General features: G+C 71.0%; 15 protein-coding genes and 2 tRNA genes. 5 read left to right on the forward strand and 12 right to left on the reverse strand.

Going from position 1 to position 18,598, the window contains the following annotated elements; all coding sequences use genetic code 11:
• The first annotated feature begins 125 nt into the window (after window positions 1–125).
• A complete protein-coding gene (locus ACFFGY_RS19570; protein WP_377046212.1) occupies window positions 126–1,424 on the forward strand; it encodes a hemolysin family protein in 1,299 nt (432 codons plus the stop codon).
• Window positions 1,425–1,518: 94 nt separating this feature from the next.
• Here the strand turns inward: ACFFGY_RS19570 and ACFFGY_RS19575 are convergent, their stop codons facing one another.
• The 3 genes from ACFFGY_RS19575 to ACFFGY_RS19585 form a co-directional block, all read right to left on the reverse strand.
• Entirely contained in the window at window positions 1,519–2,034 is a 516-nt protein-coding gene (locus ACFFGY_RS19575; protein WP_377046213.1) for a DUF4142 domain-containing protein, read from the reverse strand.
• A gap of 123 nt (window positions 2,035–2,157) precedes the next feature.
• The gene (gpt, locus tag ACFFGY_RS19580; RefSeq protein WP_377046214.1) at window positions 2,158–2,646 is read right to left on the reverse strand and encodes a xanthine phosphoribosyltransferase; all 489 of its coding nucleotides are present in this window, start codon (window positions 2,644–2,646) and stop codon (window positions 2,158–2,160) included.
• 12 nt (window positions 2,647–2,658) lie between these two features.
• On the reverse strand, window positions 2,659–3,000 hold the full coding sequence (locus ACFFGY_RS19585; protein ID WP_377046215.1) for a tRNA-binding protein: 342 nt from the start codon (window positions 2,998–3,000) through the stop codon (window positions 2,659–2,661).
• A gap of 155 nt (window positions 3,001–3,155) precedes the next feature.
• On the opposite strand from ACFFGY_RS19585, the gene ACFFGY_RS19590 reads away from it, so the two are divergent.
• A complete protein-coding gene (locus ACFFGY_RS19590; RefSeq protein WP_377046216.1) occupies window positions 3,156–4,763 on the forward strand; it encodes a gamma-glutamyltransferase family protein in 1,608 nt (535 codons plus the stop codon).
• Window positions 4,764–4,991: 228 nt separating this feature from the next.
• On the opposite strand, the gene ACFFGY_RS19595 is transcribed toward ACFFGY_RS19590, so the two are convergent.
• Window positions 4,992–6,284, reverse strand: a complete 1,293-nt coding sequence (locus ACFFGY_RS19595; RefSeq protein WP_377046217.1) for a sugar MFS transporter — start codon at window positions 6,282–6,284, stop codon at window positions 4,992–4,994.
• A 178-nt stretch (window positions 6,285–6,462) separates the two neighbouring features.
• The gene (locus tag ACFFGY_RS22765) at window positions 6,463–6,855 is read right to left on the reverse strand and encodes an Lrp/AsnC ligand binding domain-containing protein (protein WP_456316176.1); all 393 of its coding nucleotides are present in this window, start codon (window positions 6,853–6,855) and stop codon (window positions 6,463–6,465) included.
• A gap of 108 nt (window positions 6,856–6,963) precedes the next feature.
• On the opposite strand from ACFFGY_RS22765, the gene ACFFGY_RS19605 reads away from it, so the two are divergent.
• The gene (locus ACFFGY_RS19605) at window positions 6,964–8,562 is read left to right on the forward strand and encodes an ABC transporter substrate-binding protein (protein ID WP_377046218.1); all 1,599 of its coding nucleotides are present in this window, start codon (window positions 6,964–6,966) and stop codon (window positions 8,560–8,562) included.
• A 42-nt stretch (window positions 8,563–8,604) separates the two neighbouring features.
• Here ACFFGY_RS19605 and ACFFGY_RS19610 read toward each other — a convergent pair whose 3' ends face one another.
• The 7 genes from ACFFGY_RS19610 to argC all read right to left on the reverse strand — a co-directional run bounded on the left by ACFFGY_RS19610 (window position 8,605) and on the right by argC (window position 15,628).
• A complete protein-coding gene (locus ACFFGY_RS19610; protein ID WP_377046219.1) occupies window positions 8,605–9,696 on the reverse strand; it encodes a hypothetical protein in 1,092 nt (363 codons plus the stop codon).
• Window positions 9,697–10,032: 336 nt separating this feature from the next.
• Window positions 10,033–11,820: a gamma-glutamyltransferase family protein gene (locus ACFFGY_RS19615; RefSeq protein WP_377046220.1), complete on the reverse strand. Its 1,788-nt coding sequence runs from the start codon at window positions 11,818–11,820 to the stop codon at window positions 10,033–10,035.
• A 109-nt stretch (window positions 11,821–11,929) separates the two neighbouring features.
• Window positions 11,930–12,739: a DUF1045 domain-containing protein gene (locus tag ACFFGY_RS19620; RefSeq protein WP_377046221.1), complete on the reverse strand. Its 810-nt coding sequence runs from the start codon at window positions 12,737–12,739 to the stop codon at window positions 11,930–11,932.
• Entirely contained in the window at window positions 12,736–13,887 is a 1,152-nt protein-coding gene (locus tag ACFFGY_RS19625) for an alpha-D-ribose 1-methylphosphonate 5-triphosphate diphosphatase (RefSeq protein WP_377046222.1), read from the reverse strand. The genes ACFFGY_RS19620 and ACFFGY_RS19625 overlap by 4 nt, the downstream gene beginning before the upstream one ends.
• A gap of 399 nt (window positions 13,888–14,286) precedes the next feature.
• Window positions 14,287–14,362, reverse strand: a tRNA-Asn gene (locus ACFFGY_RS19630).
• 101 nt (window positions 14,363–14,463) lie between these two features.
• Window positions 14,464–14,537 (reverse strand) — tRNA-Cys (locus ACFFGY_RS19635).
• A 113-nt stretch (window positions 14,538–14,650) separates the two neighbouring features.
• Complete coding sequence (argC, locus tag ACFFGY_RS19640) at window positions 14,651–15,628, reverse strand: N-acetyl-gamma-glutamyl-phosphate reductase (RefSeq protein WP_377046223.1); 978 nt, start codon at window positions 15,626–15,628, stop codon at window positions 14,651–14,653.
• A gap of 601 nt (window positions 15,629–16,229) precedes the next feature.
• On the opposite strand from argC, the gene ACFFGY_RS19645 reads away from it, so the two are divergent.
• Together ACFFGY_RS19645 and ACFFGY_RS19650 are read left to right on the forward strand one after the other, a co-directional pair.
• On the forward strand, window positions 16,230–16,928 hold the full coding sequence (locus ACFFGY_RS19645) for a protein-L-isoaspartate O-methyltransferase family protein (RefSeq protein ID WP_377046224.1): 699 nt from the start codon (window positions 16,230–16,232) through the stop codon (window positions 16,926–16,928).
• A 178-nt stretch (window positions 16,929–17,106) separates the two neighbouring features.
• Entirely contained in the window at window positions 17,107–18,597 is a 1,491-nt protein-coding gene (locus ACFFGY_RS19650) for a TolC family outer membrane protein (protein ID WP_377046225.1), read from the forward strand.
• The last annotated feature ends 1 nt before the right edge of the window (window position 18,598 follow it).

An 18,598-nucleotide genomic window follows, 5' to 3' on the forward strand; every position in this document is an offset into this window, starting at 1 on the left:
CGTCATCAGGCCGGTGCGCTGAGGCGCCGGTCGGCCGCAAATGGGGCATTTTCACGGCGTCCACCGAAGCGTCATCGGCACGGTGCTACCAAGCGGGCGAGGTCTCGCCTAAACAGAGCGTCATCATGTCCGCTCTCGTTGAAATCGCCGTCGTCATCCTCCTCGTGCTGCTCAACGGCGTCTTCGCCATGGGTGAGCTGGCCGTGGTGTCGGCCCGGCGAGGACGGCTGATGGCCATGCAGAAGGCCGGCGTGAAGGGTGCTTCCACCGCGCTGAAGCTGGCCGAGAACCCCGAGCGGATGCTGCCCACGGTGCAGATCGGCATCACGCTGGTGGGCATCCTGGCCGGCGCCTTCGGTGGCGCGCGGCTCTCCGCCACCCTGTCGCCCGCCGTGGCGCGCATCCCGGTGCTGGCGCCCTACGCCGACGACATCGCCTTCGGCGTGGTGGTGCTGATCATCACCTACCTGTCGCTGATCCTGGGTGAGCTCGTGCCCAAGACCTTCGCGCTGCGCAATCCGGAGGGCGTGGCCTGCAAGCTCGCCGCGCTGCTGCTGCTGCTGTCCAAGGTCGCGGCGCCCGCGGTGTGGCTGCTGTCCTCCTCCTCCTCGCTGGTGCTGCGCCTGGTGGGCGCGTCCAAGCAGGTCGAGGCGACGGTGACGGAAGAAGAGGTCAAGGCCGTGGTGGCCGAGGGCGCCGAGGCCGGCGCGCTCGAAACCGAGGAGCGGCACATGATCGAGCGCGTGCTGCGCCTGGCCGACAAGCCGGTGCGCGCGCTGATGACGCCGCGGCCCGAGGTCTTCTGGCTCGACAAGGACGATCCGGCGGAAGTCATCGCCGCCCGCCTGCGCGAACAGAACGCCAACCGCTACGTCGTGGGCGACGGGCGCGTGGACAACCCGATCGGCGTCGTCGCCACCAAGGACCTGCTCGACCGTATCCTGGCGGGTGAGCCGCTGTCGCTGACCGACACCATGCGCCAGCCGATGGTGCTGCCCGACAACCTGCCCGCGCTCGACGCGCTGGAGCGGATGCGGCACGACCGCCTCGGCATGGCGCTGGTGATGGACGAGTACGGCTCCTTCGAAGGCATCGTCACCGCCTCGGACCTGCTGGAAGCCATCGTGGGCGAGCTGGGCGGCGAGGAAGCCCCGGAACCGGGTGCCGCGGTGGAGCGCCACGACGGCTCGCTGCTGATCGACGGCACCATGCCGTCGGATGAGCTCAAGGCGCGCCTCGACCTGCCGTCGCTGCCGCAGGAAGGCACCTACCACACCGTGGCCGGCCTGGTGCTGGCGCTGTTGCAGCGGGTGCCGCGCGAGGGCGACCGCATCGCCTGGAGCGGCTGGCAGTTCGAGGTGATGGACATGGATGGCCGGCGCGTGGACAAGGTGCTGGTCTCGAACGAGCCCATGGCCGGCTGAACCGCGGCGCCGGCTGACGGGGCGAGGGAGGGACCTCGGCCCCGGCAGCACGGTGCGAAGGCCCGCGGCGCCACGGGCCCGACCTTTCAGCGCCTCAGCCCAGCAGCTGCAGCAGAACCAGGTGCTCGCGGATCGTGGTGACGGCCAGGGTGGCGATGACGCGGTCCGTGGTGGGCGCGGCGGAGCTGTTCTGGATCGCGCTGTAGACCTGCAGCGCTTCCTGGTGCCCCATCGTTTGCGCCTGCACGAACATGCGGTCGAACTCGGTGCCGCTGGCCGCCTGCAGGGACTGCAGCATGGTGGCCTTCTGCGCCGGCAGCGGCATCTGCATCGCCGGCTGGCCGGCGATCTGCATCGCCTGGACGATGCTCTGCTGCTCCGCAGCCTCGAACTGCGCGAAGCGCTTCACGTCGGCGCGGGTCGCCTTCTGGATGCCCAGTTCCGCACTCTGCATCAGGAACATGCCGCCCTGCAGCGCGGACGCACGCAGCTCCGCAGGACCCCCCGCCGCGGCGCCGCCGGCCATGGCTCCACCGGTCTGGGCGTTGGCACATCCGGCCAGCAGCGCGGCGCCGGCAAGGGTTATTCCGAGTGTACGGCGGGGCAGCATGGTGGTTTCCTCCGGATCGGAACGTCTTTCGTTCCGCTCCGGGGAAAACGGCCGCCGATCAACCGGGGTTTCCCCAACGTAACCGCGAGGCCCGAAAGACCTCCCCCGGCCGCAACCGGCGGTTCAGCTCTTCGCGGTCTTGGCGATCGGCGCCACGAACTGCTGCTCGGTGTCCCAGGGGAACAGGATCCAGGTGTCCTGGCTGACCTCGGTCACGAAGGTGTCCACCAGTGGCTTGCCGGCGGGCTTGGCATAGACCGTGGCGAAATGCGCCTTGGGCATCAGCGCGCGTACCACCTTGGCGGTGGTGCCGGTGTCCACCAGATCGTCGAGCACCAGCCAGCCCTCGCCATCGCCGGCCGCCTCGGCCGGCTTGACCACCTGCGGCTTGCCGCGCTCCTCCTCGTCGTAGGTCACGACCGAGATGCTCTCGATGATCCGGCAGTCGAGCTCGCGCGCCACGATGGCCGCGGGGATCAGCCCGCCGCGCGTGATCGCGACGACGCCCCGCCACGGGCCGCCATCAGGTCCCTTGTCCATCAGCCGCCAGGCCAGGGCCTTGCCGTCCCGGTGCAGCTGCTCCCAGGACACGGTGTAGTAGCGCGGAGCCATTTTCCTGCTTCCTCAGAACATGCGGGCGCCGGCCGGCACGGGCGTGTCGGGGCGCAGGAGAACCACGGCACCCTCGGCGTCGGGCATGCCCAGCACCAGCACCTCGCTGCGGAAGCCCGCGATGCGCCGGGGGGCGAAGTTCACCACCGCGATCACCTGCTGCCCCACCAGCGTTTCCGGCGCGTAGTGCACCGTCACCTGGGCCGAGGACTGGCGCAGGCCGATCTCGGCCCCGAAATCGATCCAGAGCTTGATCGCGGGCACCCGTGCTTCCGGAAAAGCCTCCGCGCGCTGCACGATGCCGGCGCGGATGTCGATCCGATGGAAATCCTCGATGCTGGCCGTGTTCTCCATGTTGTTGCGTTACCCGAGGGGCGGGCGCGAGGAAAGGGTGGCGGTTGCGCCATCTCGCCGCGGGTGCGCGACGGGACCCGGCGACGCCGCCACGTTGCCCCACGCGGCCCGGCGTGCCAGCGTCCGCGCGATTACCCGGCCAGGAGACGCCCCGAATGATCCGTGACTTCCACCGCCCCGGCCGCAGCCCGTCCTTGGCCACCAACGGCATGGTCGCGAGCTCCATGCCCGCCGCCACGCTGGCCGGGCTCGACATCCTGCGCGCCGGCGGCAACGCGGTGGACGCGGCGCTGGCGACCGCCGCGGTGCTGGCGGTGATCGAGCCGCAGAGCACCGGTGTCGGCGGCGACTGCTTCTGCCTTTACGCCCCCGCCGGCACCGGCAAGGTCGTGGCGATGAACGCCTCTGGCCGCGCCCCCGCCGCCGCCACGCCCGAGGCTCTGCGTGCCACCGGGCTGACGGCGATGAACCCGACCTCGCCCCATTCCGTGACGGTGCCAGGCGCGGTGTCGGGCTGGGCGCTGCTGTCGCGCACCCATGGCCGCCTGTCGCTGGAGCGCGTGCTCCAGGCCGCGATCACGCTGGCTGAGGACGGCCACGCCATCACGCCGCGCGTCGCCCATGACTGGGAAGCCAGCACGGGCAAGCTCGCGAAGCATGGCGCCACCGCGCGGCGCTTCCTGAAGGATGGCAAGCCCTACGGGGTGGGCGACATCTTCCGCAACCCGGCGCTGGCCGAGACCCTGCGCGCCATCGGCCGCGACGGCGCCGCCGGCTTCTACCGCGGCAAGGTGGCGTCCGACATCGTGGCGACGCTGCGCGAGGCCGGCGGCCTCCACACCGAGGAAGACTTTGCCGAAGGCGAGACCGCGGCGGAGTTCGTGACGCCGATCCGCACGGGCTGGCACGGCATGGAGGTGTTCCAGTGCCCGCCCAACGGTTCCGGCATGCTGGTGCTGCAGATCCTCAACACGCTGGGCGGCTACACCGACTACGGCGACGACCCGCTCTCGGTGCAGCGCATCCACCGCCACCTGGAAGCGGCCCGCTTCGCCTATCGTGACCGCGACGCCTTCCTGGCCGACCCGTCCCAGGTGGACGTGCCGGTGGAGCACCTGATCTCGCCCGCCTACGGCGACGCGATCCGCGCGCAGATCCAGGACGACCGTGCGCTGCCGGAACTGCCGCCGGCAGGCGAGGCGGACTGGGCCCGCCACAAGGACACCGTCTACCTCTGCGTGGTGGACCGCGACGGCAACGCCTGCTCCTTCATCAACTCGCTGTTCGAGGGCTTCGGCTCGGGTATTCTCGCGGAACAGTCGGGCGTGATGCTGCAGAACCGCGGCTACGGCTTCCGCCTGGAGGAAGGGCACCCGAACTGCATCGCGCCGCGCAAGCGCCCGATGCACACGATCATCCCCGGCATGGTGCTGAAGGGCGGCAAGGCCATCATGCCCTACGGCGTGATGGGCGGGCACTTCCAGCCGATGGGGCAGACTTGGTTCCTGGCCAACCACTTCCAGTTCGGCCTCGACCCGCAGGCGGCGCTGGACCTGCCGCGCCTCTTCGCGATCGGCGGCAAGGTACAGGTGGAGCGTGGCATCCCGGCCGAGGTGGTCGCGAAGCTCAACGCCATGGGCCATCACTGCGAGCCGATCGACAAGCCGCATGGCGGTGGTCAGGCCATCCTGATCGACCACGAGCGCGGCGTGCTGATCGGCGGCTCCGACCCGCGCAAGGACGGCATCGCGCTGGGCTATTGAGCTAACGCCGCCGGTCCGCCGATGGCCCCGGGGACGGCACCCGGGGCTGTTCTACCGGAGCTCGCCCCACAAGGCTTGCTGCCAGGGGCGCCCCAGGCTCGTCCCAGGGGCACCCCAGGATCGTTTCCCCGGGGAGTCGCCCCCAGGGGATTGTCACCAGCGGGCCGCTCAGGGTGGCATTGCCGTGGGCGGCCATTCCGGCAGCCTATGTCGACCCTTCTTCGTGCGTCAGTGCGCGGCGGAGCCCAGCGCGCCGGGACGCGCGGCGCCGGCGCGGGTCAGCAGCCCCATCAGCGCGAAGAGCGTGATGCCGGCGTAGCACACGGCCGGCACCAGGAAGGCGCTGCCCAGGCCCAGGCGATCCGCGACGGCACCCGTCAGCACCGGCACCAGCGCGCCGCCCACGATGGCCATGCACAGCAGGCCCGAGGTGGCGGAAGCCGGGGCGGCGGAGCGTTCCAGCGTCAGCGTGAAGATCGTCGGGAACATCACCGCGTTGAACAGCCCGATCGCCAGCGCGCAGACCGCGGCGACCTGCCCGGTGGAGCCGAACACCACCACGCAGAGCACCGCCGCCACCGCCGCCACGCCCGTCAGCAGCCGCCCGGCCTCGACCCGGCTCAGCACGGCGGTGCCGATGAAGCGCCCCACCATCGCGCCGCCCCAGTAGAGCGACAGCAGATGCCCGGCGCGCTCCGCCGTGGCGCCCAGCGTGCTGCCCTGCTCGAGGAAGTTGATCATCACGGAGCCGATCGACACCTCGGCGCCGACGTAAAGGAAGATCGCCAGCGCCCCCGCGAGCGCCCAGCCCGAGCGGAAGGCCGCGAGCACCGAGCCACCCTCGGCGCTCAGCGCTGCCAGGTTGAGGCGGCCGCGCATCACCCAGATCAGCAGCGCCAGCAGCGCGAGGCCCGCGGCGATGACCAGGAACTGCGCGTCGATGTTGTGCAGCGACTCGCGCACGTGCTCGGCCGTGGCGGCAGCACCCGCATCGGCGTCGAACACGCCGCCGCGGAGCAGGAACCAGGACCCGACCAGCGGCCCCAGCACGGTGCCCAGCGAGTTGAAGGCCTGCGACAGCGTCAGGCGGCGATGCTTGCCTGCCGGATCGCCGAGCAGGGCGCAGAGCGGGTTCGCCGCCACTTGCAGCGCAGTGATGCCGCAGGCCAGCACGAAGAGGCTGAGCAGCACCAGCGGGTACTGGTTCATCTGGGTGGCCAGCGGCATGCCGAGGCAGGCCAGGATCATCACCGCGATGCTGAGCACGATGGAGCGCGGAAAGCCCAGGCGGCTGACCAGCGCCGCCGCGGGCAGCGAAACGATGCCGTAGGCCATGAAGAAGGCGAACTGCGTCAGCAGCGCTTCGGTGTAGCTCAACTGGAACACCGACTTCACGATCGGCACCAGCGTGTCGATGATCGAGGTGGCGAAGCCCCAGGCGAAGAAGAGCGTGGTGACGGAAAGGATCGCGCCCGATCCCGTGCCCGGTCCCATGGTGGTGGTGTCGCTGCGTGCCCGCATCTCGGAGGCGGCTCCTGGCTGTTACGTACCTTCCGGGCGGAGCCCTGGCCCTGGGGAAGGTCGCACGTCCGGGAACGCCGCATGGGTGCCGGGGGGCACCCGGTGCGGCAAGCCGCCGGCGACGGAAAGTTCCGCCTTCCGCATCACGCTTGCGCGGGCTGTCCGCCGAACGAAACGGTTACGCGCCGCCGAGGCTGAAGGCGTTGAAGGTTTGCAGCGTGTAGGTGTCGCGCACGCCGGGGATGGTCTGCACGCGCTCCACCACGAAGAGGCCGATATCGGTGCCGGCCTCCAGGTAGAACTTGCCGAGGAGGTCGTACTGGCCGGAGGTCGAGTGCATCTCGCTCAGCTCCGGGATCGTGTCCGTCATCTCGCGCGCCACGCGGTAGGCCTGGCCCAACTCGCACTTGATCATCACGAAGATCGCCCGCATCCGCCGCTCCCGCCCGCTGAGGTCGCCGCCAGAATACGGGCCGCCGCTCTGCCCGTCACCCGCCGACGGGGCAGGCAGGACGCCCAGCTGATGCACGCCGGGTGGCGACGGCTTGTGCAACGGCGGGGTCAGGGCCACGGATGCGGGTCATGCCGCGGGTGTGCAGCCCCGGCCGGGGCGCGTAAGCGGTCCCCCTCCGGTTTGCTGAGGCCGGAACGCTCCGTCACGTTTCAGGGAACCCCCGCCATGCAACGCCGAACCCTTCTCAAGTCCAGCGCGGCGGCGATCACGGCAACCATGTCCGGGCTGGCGGCGCCGTGTCTCGCCAGGGCGCAGGGCTCCAAGGTGCTGCGCTTCATCCCGCAGGCCGACCTGCCCAACCTCGACGCCGTGGCGGGCACGCAGCTCGTGGTGCGCAACGGCAGCCTGCTGGTGTGGGACATGCTCTACGGCCTGGGCGCCGACCTGACGCCGAAGCCGCAGATGTGCGAGGGCCACGAGGTTTCCGACGACGGCAAGACCTGGACCTTCCGCCTGCGCCCGGGGCTGAAGTTCCACGATGGTGAGGCCGTCACCACGCGCGACGTGGTGGCCAGCGTCAACCGCTGGATGGCGCGCGACACCATGGGCCAGATGATCAAGGCGCGGCTCGATGCGCTGGAAGCGGTGGACGACCGCACCTTCCGCTTCCGGCTGAACAAGCCCTTCCCGAAGCTGCTCTTCGCCCTGGGCAAGAGCAACACGCCGCTGCTGCTCATCATGCCCGAGCGCATCGCCAAGACCGACCCGTTCCAGCAGATCAAGGAATACGTCGGCTCCGGCCCGATGCGCTTCAAGCGCGACGAGTGGATGGCCGGCTCCAAGGCGGTGTTCGAGCGCTTCGACGGCTACGTGCCCCGCCAGGAGGCGAGCGACTGGCTGGCCGGCGGCAAGCCGATGTTCCTGGATCGCGTCGAGTGGCTGACCATGCCCGACCCCGGCACCGCCGCCGGCGCGCTGCAGAACGGCGAGGCCGACTGGTGGGAAAACCCGATCGCCGACCTCGTGCCGGTGCTGAAGTCCAGCGACGACCTCCAGGTTGAGATCGCCGACCCGCTGGGCAATATCGGCGCGATGCGGCTGAACCACCTGCAGCCGCCCTTCAACGACGTCCGCGTGCGTCAGGCCCTGCAGATGGTGATCAGCCAGGAAGACTGCATGCGCGCGATCGTGGGCGACGACCCGGCGCTGTGGAAGGCGCTGCCCTCCTTCTTCACGCCGGGTACGCCGCTCTACACCGAGGCCGGGGGCGACCGTCTCAAGGGCAAGCGCCAGGTCGAAGCCGCGCGCAAGATGGTGGCCGATGCGGGCCATGCCGGCGCCAAGGTGGTGATGCTGGTGGCCACCGACGTCGCGATCACCAAGGCGCAGGGCGACGTCACGGCGGAAGCGCTGAAGCAGCTGGGCCTGAACGTCGACTACGTGGCGACGGACTGGGGCACGGTGGGCTCGCGCCGCACCAACAAGGGCGATCCGGCCAAGGGCGGTTGGAACATCTTCTTCTCCTGGCACTCGGGCGTCGATTGCATCAACCCGGCGCCCTACAAGGGCATCGATGCCAGCGGCGACGGCGCCTGGTTCGGCTGGCCCAAGTCCGACGAGGTGCAGGGCGACATCGCCAACTGGTACGAGGCGCCGGACCTCGCGGCCGAGAAGAAGGCGATCGAGGTGTTGAACCGTGCCTCGATGGACCTCGTGACCTTTATTCCGACGGGGTTCTTCCTGGGCTACGGCGCCTGGCGCAAGAACGTGACGGGTGTGAGCAAGGCGCCGTTCCCGCTGTTCTGGAACGTGCGGAAGGGCTGAGGGCACCCGTCCGGGCACGGTCCGTGACCGCGCCCGGATCGGTCAGAACAGGTCGCCTTGTGCGGAGCGGCCTTCTGCGACGCCGAACTTCAGGAAGTGGTCGAGCGGGTCGATGCCGGCCGCGGCCACGTCAGGGTTGGTGGCGAGATAGGCCTGCGTGTTGAAGTGGCTGGAGGGGTCGCGCCCTTCGTGCCAGCCGAACACCTCGTAGTGCGTCAGCGGATCGATCCCGGCCGCGGCCACGTCCGGGTTGTGGGCGAGGTACCAGTTGGTGTCGAAGAAGGCGTCCGGGTTGCGCCCTTCGCGCCAGCCGAAAGTCTCGTAGTGGGCCAGTGCGTCCATGTCGCTGAAGCCCACGTCGGGGTTGGCCAGCTTGTAGTAGAGCGGGTCAAAGCCGTCCTGCACCAGGCTGCTCGCCACCACGGGCGAGGTCTTGCGCCCTTCCTCGATGCCGTAGTTCAGATAATGCAGAAGGGGATCCACGCCCGCCTTCGCCACGTCCGGGTTGAAGGCGAGGTAGAGGCTGGTGTCGAAGTTCGCGGAAGGATCTCGGCCTTCCTTCCAGCCGAAGCTGTCGTAGTGGGTCAGCGGATTGTAGTCGGCGGCGCGCACGTCGCCGTAGGCACTCTCGTAGCCCAGCGTTGAGAAGAGAGCATTGGGGTCACGCCCCTCGTGCCAGCCGTAGGTGTCGTAGTGCTCGCGCACGTTGAGGTCGAGGGCGGCCACGTCGCGGTAGCGCGTGTCATAGTACAGGAAGTCGACCAGCGGGTCCTGCTGCACCGTCACCGTCACGTCGTTAAAGCGGAGCGTGGTAACATCCTGATCTGCCCGCACCCGGGCATCGGCCGTCTCCAGCGTCAGGTTGGAGCCGAAAGAGGTGTTCGGAGTGACGTAGATGTGGTGTCCGGTCAGCGCATCAATGTCGACCGGCAGCACCACGGTGGAGTTGTACCCGCCGTGCACGACGATATCGGCGCCGGTGGCGTGGTTGCCGGCAGCGTCCGGCGAGACCGTGTAGGCAAGGAAGGTGTTGTTCCCGCCCGGGTCGGTGCCTCCAAAGAACCGGAGCATCGCGGGGAAGGCGATCAGGATGGTCGGGCCGGTGATGGTCTCGCCCAGAGTGGGGCCTGCCAAGGTCGTCCCAGGTGACGAGGCGATGAGGATGCCGGTCGGCGCCGACTGCTCGCCGGTCGCCGTGTCGACAGCTGTGTACTCGTAGAGGCCGTGGAAGGGCAGACCCCCGAAGCCGACGAGCTGAGTAGTCCACTCCCCGCTTGGGCTCGTGTAGTTCAGTCCGACTGGGGTCTGGCCCGCCTGATCAACGACTTGGACGGCGTGACCCGGCGTCACCTGGCCACTGAGGACGAAGTAGCTCGCCCCCGGAGTGCCGTTTTGCGCGTAGCTGACGTCGGAGAGGTTGGCATTCACGATGGTCGGCATGATGCGCTCCCGTTTCCTCCCAACAGATGCTCAGCGTCCCACCGCGTAGCCCTGCATCCCGCGCGGATTGGCGCCGGCGATGATCTGTCCGTCCGGCTCCCGCCTGACGGCGCAGAGGCGGCCTTCCGACCAGTCCTGCCCGACCTCCAGCCGGTGCCCGCGCGCGCGCAGCGCCTCGGCCACGGCGGCGGGGTAGCGGCCCTCGATCACCATCTTTCCCGGGCGCGCGCCACGCGGCCAGAAGGAGGAGACCCAGTGCTCCGTGTGGAAGGAAGGCGCGTCGATCGCCTGCTGGCTGTTGTAGCCGTGGTGGAGCATCCGCAGCAGCATGATCGGCTGCCACTGGTCCTGCTGCTCTCCTCCGGGGGTGCCGAAGGCCATCCAGGGCTGGCCGTCGCGCAGCGCCATGGAGGGCGAGAGCGTGGTCCGCGGCCGCTTGCCGGGCTTGAGCCCGTTGGGCAGCGTTTCGTCGAGCCAGAACATCTGCCCGCGCGTGCCGAGGCAGAAGCCGAGCTCCGGAATGGCCGGCGAGGACTGCAGCCAGCCGCCCGAGGGCGTGGCGGAGACCATGTTGCCCCAGCGGTCCACCACGTCGACGTGGCAGGTGTCGCCACCCGAGGCGCCCAGGCGCGACACGGTGGGCTCGCCGCCGCCCAGCGCCTCGTGCGCCGCGGCGGCACGGGCGATGGCGGCCGCGTAGTCGGTGCGCGGCGCGATGCCGTCGGGCGAGCCCGGCCGCCATTCGTCGGTGGCCGCCTCGGTGATCAGCTTGCGGCGCTCGGCGTTGTAGCCCTCGGACAGCAGCGTCGCGAGAGGGACCTCCGCGAAGTCCGGGTCGCCGTAGAAGGCTTCGCGGTCGGCGAAGGCCAGCTTCATGGCTTCCACCACCAGGTGCGCGAACTCGTCGCCCAGCGGGTCGGTCGCGTCGAGGTCGAAGCCGCGCAGCAGCGCCAGGGTCTGCAGCATCGCCGGCCCCTGGCTCCAGGTGCCGCACTTCAGGATGCGCGTATTGCCGTAGTCGACGCCCACCGGCGCTTCCACCGGCGCGTGCCAGCGGGCCATGTCGTCGCCCGTCAGCACGCCGCGGTTGCGCTGGCCGGAGGCATCGAGCACCTCGGTCTCACGCACGAAGCGGTCGATCGCCTCGGCCACGAAGCCCCGGTACCAGGCGTCGCGCGCCGCGTCGATCTGCCGCACGCGGTCGGACCCGGCGGCCTCGGCCTCGCGCACCACGCGGCGGTAGGTCTCGCCCAGCGTCGGGTTGCTCCACAGCTTGCCCGGCTGCGGCCCGCCGTCGCGTAGCCACAGCGCGGCGCTGGTGGGCCATTCCTGTTCGAAGAGCGGACGCATCGTCTGCACCGTGGCGCAGATGCGCGGCACATAGTGCATGCCGTTGATGGCATAGCCGATGGCGTATTCCAGCACGTCGGCGATGCGCCAGGTGCCGTGGTCGCGCAGCATCGTCGCCCAGGCGTCGAAGGCGCCCGGCACCATGGCCGGCAACAGCCCCGTGCCGGGGATCAGCCCCAGCGTCAGGTGGTCGCGCACATGCGCCACGTCGAGCTTGGCCGGCGCCACGCCCTGGCCGCAGATCACGCTCTGCGCACCGGTGGTGGCGCTGTGGACGATGATCGGGCAGTCGCCCAACGGGCCGTTCAGGTGCGGCTCGGCGATCTGCAGGGTGAAGCCGGCGGCGGCGGCGGCGTCGAAGGCGTTGCCGCCGCGCTCGAGCACGGCCATGCCGACCTGGCTCGCGATCCAGTGCGTACTCGACACGGCACCGAAGGTGCCGGCGATCTCGGGGCGTGTGGTGAACATGGGGCGCGAGGCTAGAACCGTTTACCCGGCCTGGGTATCCGCTTCGCGCGGGTTTTCGCAACGGCGGGGAAGCGGCGCGTTCGCCTTATTTCCTTACCATCTTGCTATCTTACCCGGCGCCCGCAGCGGCGCCGAGCGGGAATCGCTCGCTGATCAGAAAGGGTACTTCCGGCGACCCCTGCGTGAACAGCGAAACCGACGTGACCCGCCGGGGGCGTGCCGGGATGTCGCCCAGGTGCCGCTCCAGCACCGGGCGCACCAGCGCCTCCTCCTCGGGCGAAAGGCGCCGCGTCAGCGTGACGTGGAAGCGCCAGTCCTCGAAAACGTCCGGGTAGCCCCAACGGTCAAGCTTCTCGCGCCGGGAGGCGTCGAGCCGCTCCGGCCGCCGGCGGGCGCGTTCCGCCTCGCTCAGCGGCGCGCGGCAGGGGTCGAGCTGCCGCACCGCCTCGTCGGCCAGGGCCTGGAGGGCGGGGCAGGGCTCGGCCTCGCGCAACGCCAGGAAGCCGCCGAAATTCTCCAGCACCAGCGGCGGCAGATCGAAAGGCTCCGTGGTTGCCGCCAGGCGCTGCACCGCTTCGCGCAGTGCTGGGAAAGGCTGGGCCAGGCGGAAGGGCGCCTTCAGCGTGGCATGGAGGCCGTAGCGACGGGCTTCCGCCGTGGCCTCGGCGAGGTCGAGGCCCGGGATCTCGGGCTGCGGCACGGTTGCCGCGGTTTCCGGGTCGCGGCCGAGCCAGCGGGCTCCCAGCGCGTGCAGCGGGTCGTCCACCTCCGGCGCCCAGTAGAGCGCCGCGCGCATGGTGCTGCCGACGCCGCCGCGCGGGTCGCCCCAGGGGGTGATGCCCTCGGCGAAGCCGCCCTTCGCGAAACCCCCGGCGACGGAACCGTTCGCGTCGCGCGGGGTGCGGGTGCCGCCACTCATGCCACGCGCTCCGCCGCGCGCCACACGGCGCGTGGCACCGCGAGCTCGCCGTTCAAGGGATCGGGCAGGGGGCGGACGCGCACGAGATCGGCCCGCAGGCCGACCGCGATGCGGCCACGGTCGCTGAGGCCCGCCATCGCGGCCGGGTTCGCCGTCACCATGGCGACGGCGCGCGCGAGGCCGATCTCGGGGTCCAGCGCCAGCTTCCAGGCGGCTTCCAGCATGGCGGGCGGCACGTAGTCGCTGGCGATGGCGTCCGCCAGCCCGGCCTCCACCAGCGTGCGGGCGGCGACGTTGCCGGAGTGGCTGCCGCCGCGCACGAGGTTGGGCGCGCCGACGATCACCGTCATGCCCTCGCGCCGCGCGGCCTCTGCGGCGGCGAGGCTGACGGGGAACTCGCTGATGCGGATGCCGTCGGCGCTGTTGCGGCGGATCTCGGCGGCGTCCCAGTCGTCATGCGCGGCCAGCGGCACCCGGTCGCCGAGGCGCGCGAGCAGGGCGGCCCGGTTCGGCTCGGCGTTTTCCGCCCGCAGCGCCAGCATTTCCCGGATGCGGCGGTCCGCGCCGGCCGCGTCGAAGCCCTCGCTCAGCAGCATGCGCCGGAACCGCTCCACGTCGCTGAACTGCCCGACGCCGGGGCAGTGGTCCATCAGGCTGGCCAGCCGCAGCAGCGGATGGTCCACGACCTCCTCCAGCAGCGGCAGCATGTCATGGGCCGGCAGTTCGCAGCGGATATGGAGGAAGTGATCGCACTTCAGCGCGCCCGTGGGTGCCAGGGCCGCGAGGTCGGCCGCGCCGTCGGTGAAGGTGCGGCGCCGGTTGCCGGCCGGATGGATGTCGCCCACGCAGAGCGCGTCGAATACCGTGGTCACGCCGGCGGCGGCCGTCTGCGCGTCGTGCGCCAGCAGGGCCGAGCGCGAGGGCCAGCGGGCGGCGGGGCGCGGCTGCACCTGCCGTTCGAGGTTGTCGGTGTGGAGGTCCACGATGCCCGGGATCAGCGTGTCGCCCTCGAAGTCGAGGGCGCCCGGGGCGTGACTGCGGGTGTCGGACACCTCGGCGATCGTGCCGCCGCGCAGCAGCAGCGTGCCCCGGATCACCTGGTCGGGGAGGACGATCCTGGCGTTGGTGAAGATCTGCTCGGCAAACATGGGGGACGATCCTGCACGGCGCGCGCCGCAGCGCCAGCGCGGGGCACGCGAAATTTCCGTGTCATGCGGTTGAGGCAGGGCCGGTCGGTGTCAGGCGTTCACGCCGGGGCACCTCAGGCCGGGGGCGACCGGACCGGGACAGCCGGACCGGGACAGACGGACTGGGGCGTCCGGATTGGGGCGACCAGACTGACGTGCCCGGACCGGGGCAACCGGGCCGGGATGGTGGCCGAGTGATCAAGACAGGCACGGATCGGCGAAGGCGGTCGGGCAGGCGGCCGGATCGCGCGGGCCAGGTCGCGCGAGGCGCGATGCATCGGCGGCACGCGGGTGCGACGTGGACGCGCGTGGTCGGCGGCGGGTGCCGTGCCGGTCAGTTATCGATGTGGAGAAGGAGGGTGGCTCCCCGAGTAGGACTCGAACCTACGACAAAGCGATTAACAGTCGCTTGCTCTACCAACTGAGCTATCGGGGATCACTTGGTGGCGCTCATCTATCCTGGGCGGCGCGGGGCCGCAAGACCGCTGAGCGAAGTTTTTAAAGAGCGCCGTTATCCGGATCGAACAACGGGTTAGTTGGAGGCTCCGGGCGGAATCGAACCGCCGTAGAAGGTTTTGCAGACCTCTCCCTGACCACTCGGGCACGGAGCCGCGCCGCCCATCTACGGGGGGCGCGGCCGGAAGTCCAGAGGGTGCGGGGCGGAAGACGCGGAACGCGCCGCCCGGGGAGCGGAACGGCGGGCAGCACGGGCGCGCGAAGAACCTCAGGGCCAGACGGGTGCGCCCTCCAGCCCCGCGGTCTCGGGAAGGCCGCAGATCAGGTTCGCGTTCTGCACCGCCTGTCCGGCCGCTCCCTTGCCGAGGTTGTCGACCACGCCCATCGCGATCACCAGCGCGCGCTCCGGATCGGCCGCGTAGCTGACGAAGGCGAGGTTCGAGCCGGTGGCCCATTTGGTCTGCGGCGGCCGGTCGGTCACGCGCACGAAGGCCCGCCCGGAGTAGAAGCGCCGGGCCGCCTCCAGGCACTGTTCCGTGGTGGCGCGGCCGCGGCAGTACACCGTGGCGAGGATGCCGCGGGTCATCGGCACCAGGTGCGGCGTGAACACCAGCCCGGCCGCGCTGCCGCCGCTCAGCCGCTCGATCGTCGTGGCCATCTCGGGCATGTGGACGTGGCGGAGCAGGCCGTAGGGCAGGAGGTTCTCGTTGCTCTCGGCATAGCCGAAGCGGCTGTCGCCGCCGCCGCGGCCGGCACCGGAGATGCCGGTCTTGGCGTCGACGACGATGTTGCCGGGCTCGATCAGCCCGCCCGCCAGCAGCGGCGCCAGCGCGGTCAGCGTCGCCGCGGGGAAGCAGCCGGGGTTGGCGACGCGGCGCTGCCCCTCGATCCGGTCCGGCCAGACGTCGGCCAGACCGTAGGCCCAGCCCTCGGCGTAGCGGTGGTCGCCCCCGATGTCGACGATCTTCACGTCGCCGGACACGCGCGCCAGCGCCTCGGCCGAGCTGCCCGTGGGCAGCGACGTGAACAGCAGGTCGAGCTTCGGCAGGGCCGCGGGGTCCCACTTCCGGATCACCAGATCGGCCAGCCTGGCCGGCGCGCCGGGAAAGCGGTCCACCAGGCGGCTGCCGGCGCTGCCCTCGCCCGCGGCGTAGACGAGCTCGAAGGATGGGTGGCTGGCGACGAGGCGCAGCGCCTCGCCGCCACCGAAACCGCTGATGCCGACGATGCCGACGCGGATGCTCATGCTGGTGTCCTGCTGCTGGGGTGAGGGCAAAGAAAAACCCCCGGAGCCGGGGGCTGCGGGGGTTCGAAGGGTGCGGGCCGATGCCGCCTCGCGGGGGTGGGCCGCTAGGAAGCGGACCTCACCGGGGGAGGGGCGTTTCTGCACGCAGCCATGGAAGCCGCCGCTGGAAAGCAGCGACGGCGTCGGTTCGCGGTGCGGAAGGGAAGGCCACCCATGGGGCGGAGATTGGGGGGCGCCTGCGCATCCGTCAACGCGGGTTCGTGGCCCTGTGCCCGCCCAAGCCTGGGCTGCTCAGGGTCGGGAACACCGGGTCTGGAACACCGCTCGGGGCCGAAGGCCGCGGCGCGGACCGGAAGCACGTTGCTTGCGGCCCTCGGTCGTTGATCGGGATGCTGACAGGCTCCCGGCGCAAAGGGGAAGACCCGGAACGGAGCTGGGGCCGCGGGCCCGGCGGCGGGGCGGCGACGCTCCGCGGCGCGCGCGGGGCGGGTGCGCCGCCGCGGTTTTACATACACCGGGAAAGGTCTCGGCGCTTGGCCGGCGCCCGCCGCGCCCTTATAAGCGCCGCAGCGAGGGCTGATCGGGGGGCGCGCAAAACGTCATGGACTTTACCGAAGCGCGGCGGTTCATGGTGGACGGCCAGATCCGCCCCAACAAGGTCACCGATCCCCGCATCCTCGATGCCATGCGCGAGGTCCCGCGTGAGCGTTTCGTGCCGCCCGCACTGGCCTTCCGCGTGATGGCCGATGCCGACACGCCGCTGCGCGACGGCCGCGTGATGATGCAGGCCATGACGTTGGCGCGGCTGCTGCAAAGTGCTGCGGTGCTGCCCGGCCAGCGCGTGCTGGTGGTGGCGGCGGGCACCGGCTACAGCGCCGCGGTGCTGCGCCACATCGGGGCCGAGGTCGTGGCGCTCGAAAGCAATCCCGAGCTGCTGGCCGCCGCGCGCGCCAACCTCGCGATGCCGGCCGAGGGTTCCATGGCCAGCGCCGCCGCGGCGCCGGTGCGGGTGGAAAGCGGGCCGCTGGCCGAGGGCTGGGCGGCGGCTGCCCCCTACGACGCGATCCTGATCGACGGCGCGGTGGACGCGATCCCGCCCGCGCTGCGCGACCAGTTGGCCGAGGGCGGGCGCATCGTCGGCGTGATCCGCGCTGCCGGCGGCGCGGGGCGGGCGGTGCTCGCCCGGCGCACGCACGGCAGCTTCGGCCTGACCGAAACCTTTGACGCGCAGACCGCGCGCCTGCCGGACTTCGCGGCGGCCGCGGCGCCGGCGCCGGCCGGCGCCTTCCAGTTCGTTTGAGCCTGTCCGCGCGGCGCCGCGCGGATGCCCGCCAGGGGCAGCGGCCAGGAAAGTCGCCCAGGTAAATCGCTCGGGTAAATCACCCTGGCCTTTGCCCGGGCCCCAGCCCTAGGCTCAGGGCAATCTGTTCATCTTCACCCCGTAGATCCTGCGGGGACGCACAGGAGTGTCGGTGCCGATGTCACGACGCACAGCCCTGGCCATGGCCACGACCATCACGCTGCCGCTGGCCGTTTCGGTCGCCGTTCTCGCCGGCAGCGCCAGCGGTGCCCGCGCGCAAACGCTGCAGGAAGCGCTGGGCCAGGCCTATACCAACAACCCCACCCTGCAGACGGCGCGCGCGCAGCTGCGGGTGATCGACGAGAACGTGCCGCAGGCCCTGGCCGGCTGGCGCCCGACCGTGACGCTGAGCGGCTCGGCCGGGTACCAGGACGCCAACGCGCGCGCCAAGTCGGGCCCCATCTCGGTGTATCAGGACGTCAGCCGCGACACGCTGACGCTGCAGGCCACCGCCTCGCAGCCGATCTATCGCGGCGGCCGCACCGTGGCGCAGACGCAGCGCGCCGAGAACCAAGTGATGGCGCAGCGCGCACGCCTGCTGGCCACCGAGCAGCAGGTGCTCAGCGACGCGGTACAGGCCTACATCAACGTCATCCGCTACCAGGAGGAGGTCCGCCTCAACCTGAACAACGTTCAGGTGCTCCAGCGTCAGCTCGACGCCACCAACGAGCGCTTCCGGGTGGGCGAGATCACCCGCACCGACGTGGCGCAGGCGGAGTCGCGGCTGGCCGCGGCGCGGGCGACGCGCGCCGATGCCGAAGGGCAGCTGCAGAGCGCGCGCGCGGTGTTCCGCCGCGTGATCGGGACGGTGCCGGTTTCGCTGACGGCGCCGCAGCCGCTGCGCCCGCCGGTGCGCTCGGCGGTAGAGGCGTCGCAGGCCGCGGCGACCAACAACCCTAACGTCGTGGCGGCGCTGTTTGACGAGGCCGCGGCGCGGTCGCTGATCGACGTGCAGACCGGCGCGCTGCTGCCGCAGGTGAGCGCGCAGGCGCAGCAGTTCCGCGTGGACAACAGCACGCAGCCCAACACGCGCGGCACCGGCACCGCCATCACCGCGACGGTGAGCGTGCCGATCTACCAGGGCGGCGCCGAGTATTCGACGGTGCGTCAGGCGCGGCAGGACGCGTCGCGCTACCGCCAGATCATCGACGACCAGCGCCGCACCTCGGCGCAGCAGGCGGCCTCGGCCTGGGAAACGCTGGTCAGCAATCGCGCCACGGTGGAATCCAACCGCGCCGCTATCCGCGCGGCGGAAGTGGCGCTGGACGGCGTGCAGCGAGAGGCGGTGGTGGGCAGCCGCACCACGCTCGACGTGCTGAACCAGGAGCAGGAATTGCTGAACAACCGCGTGGCGCTGGTGCGCGCGCTGGCCAGCAACGTCACCTCCTCCTACTCGCTGGCCGCGGCGGTGGGGCGCCTGACGGCGCGCGACCTGGCGCTGCCGGTGCCGCTCTATGACATGACGGCCTACTACAAGGCGGTGCGCAACCGCTGGATCGGTCTGGGCAGCGACAGCGAAACGATCCAGAGCGCGGATGCGGCGCCGGTGGCAGGGACGGTGCCCGCCACGGCGACGCCGCCCTCCACCATGGCGCCAGTCGGACGATAAG

This window comes from Roseomonas elaeocarpi (genome assembly GCF_042433915.1).
Lineage (GTDB): Bacteria > Pseudomonadota > Alphaproteobacteria > Acetobacterales > Acetobacteraceae > Roseomonas > Roseomonas elaeocarpi.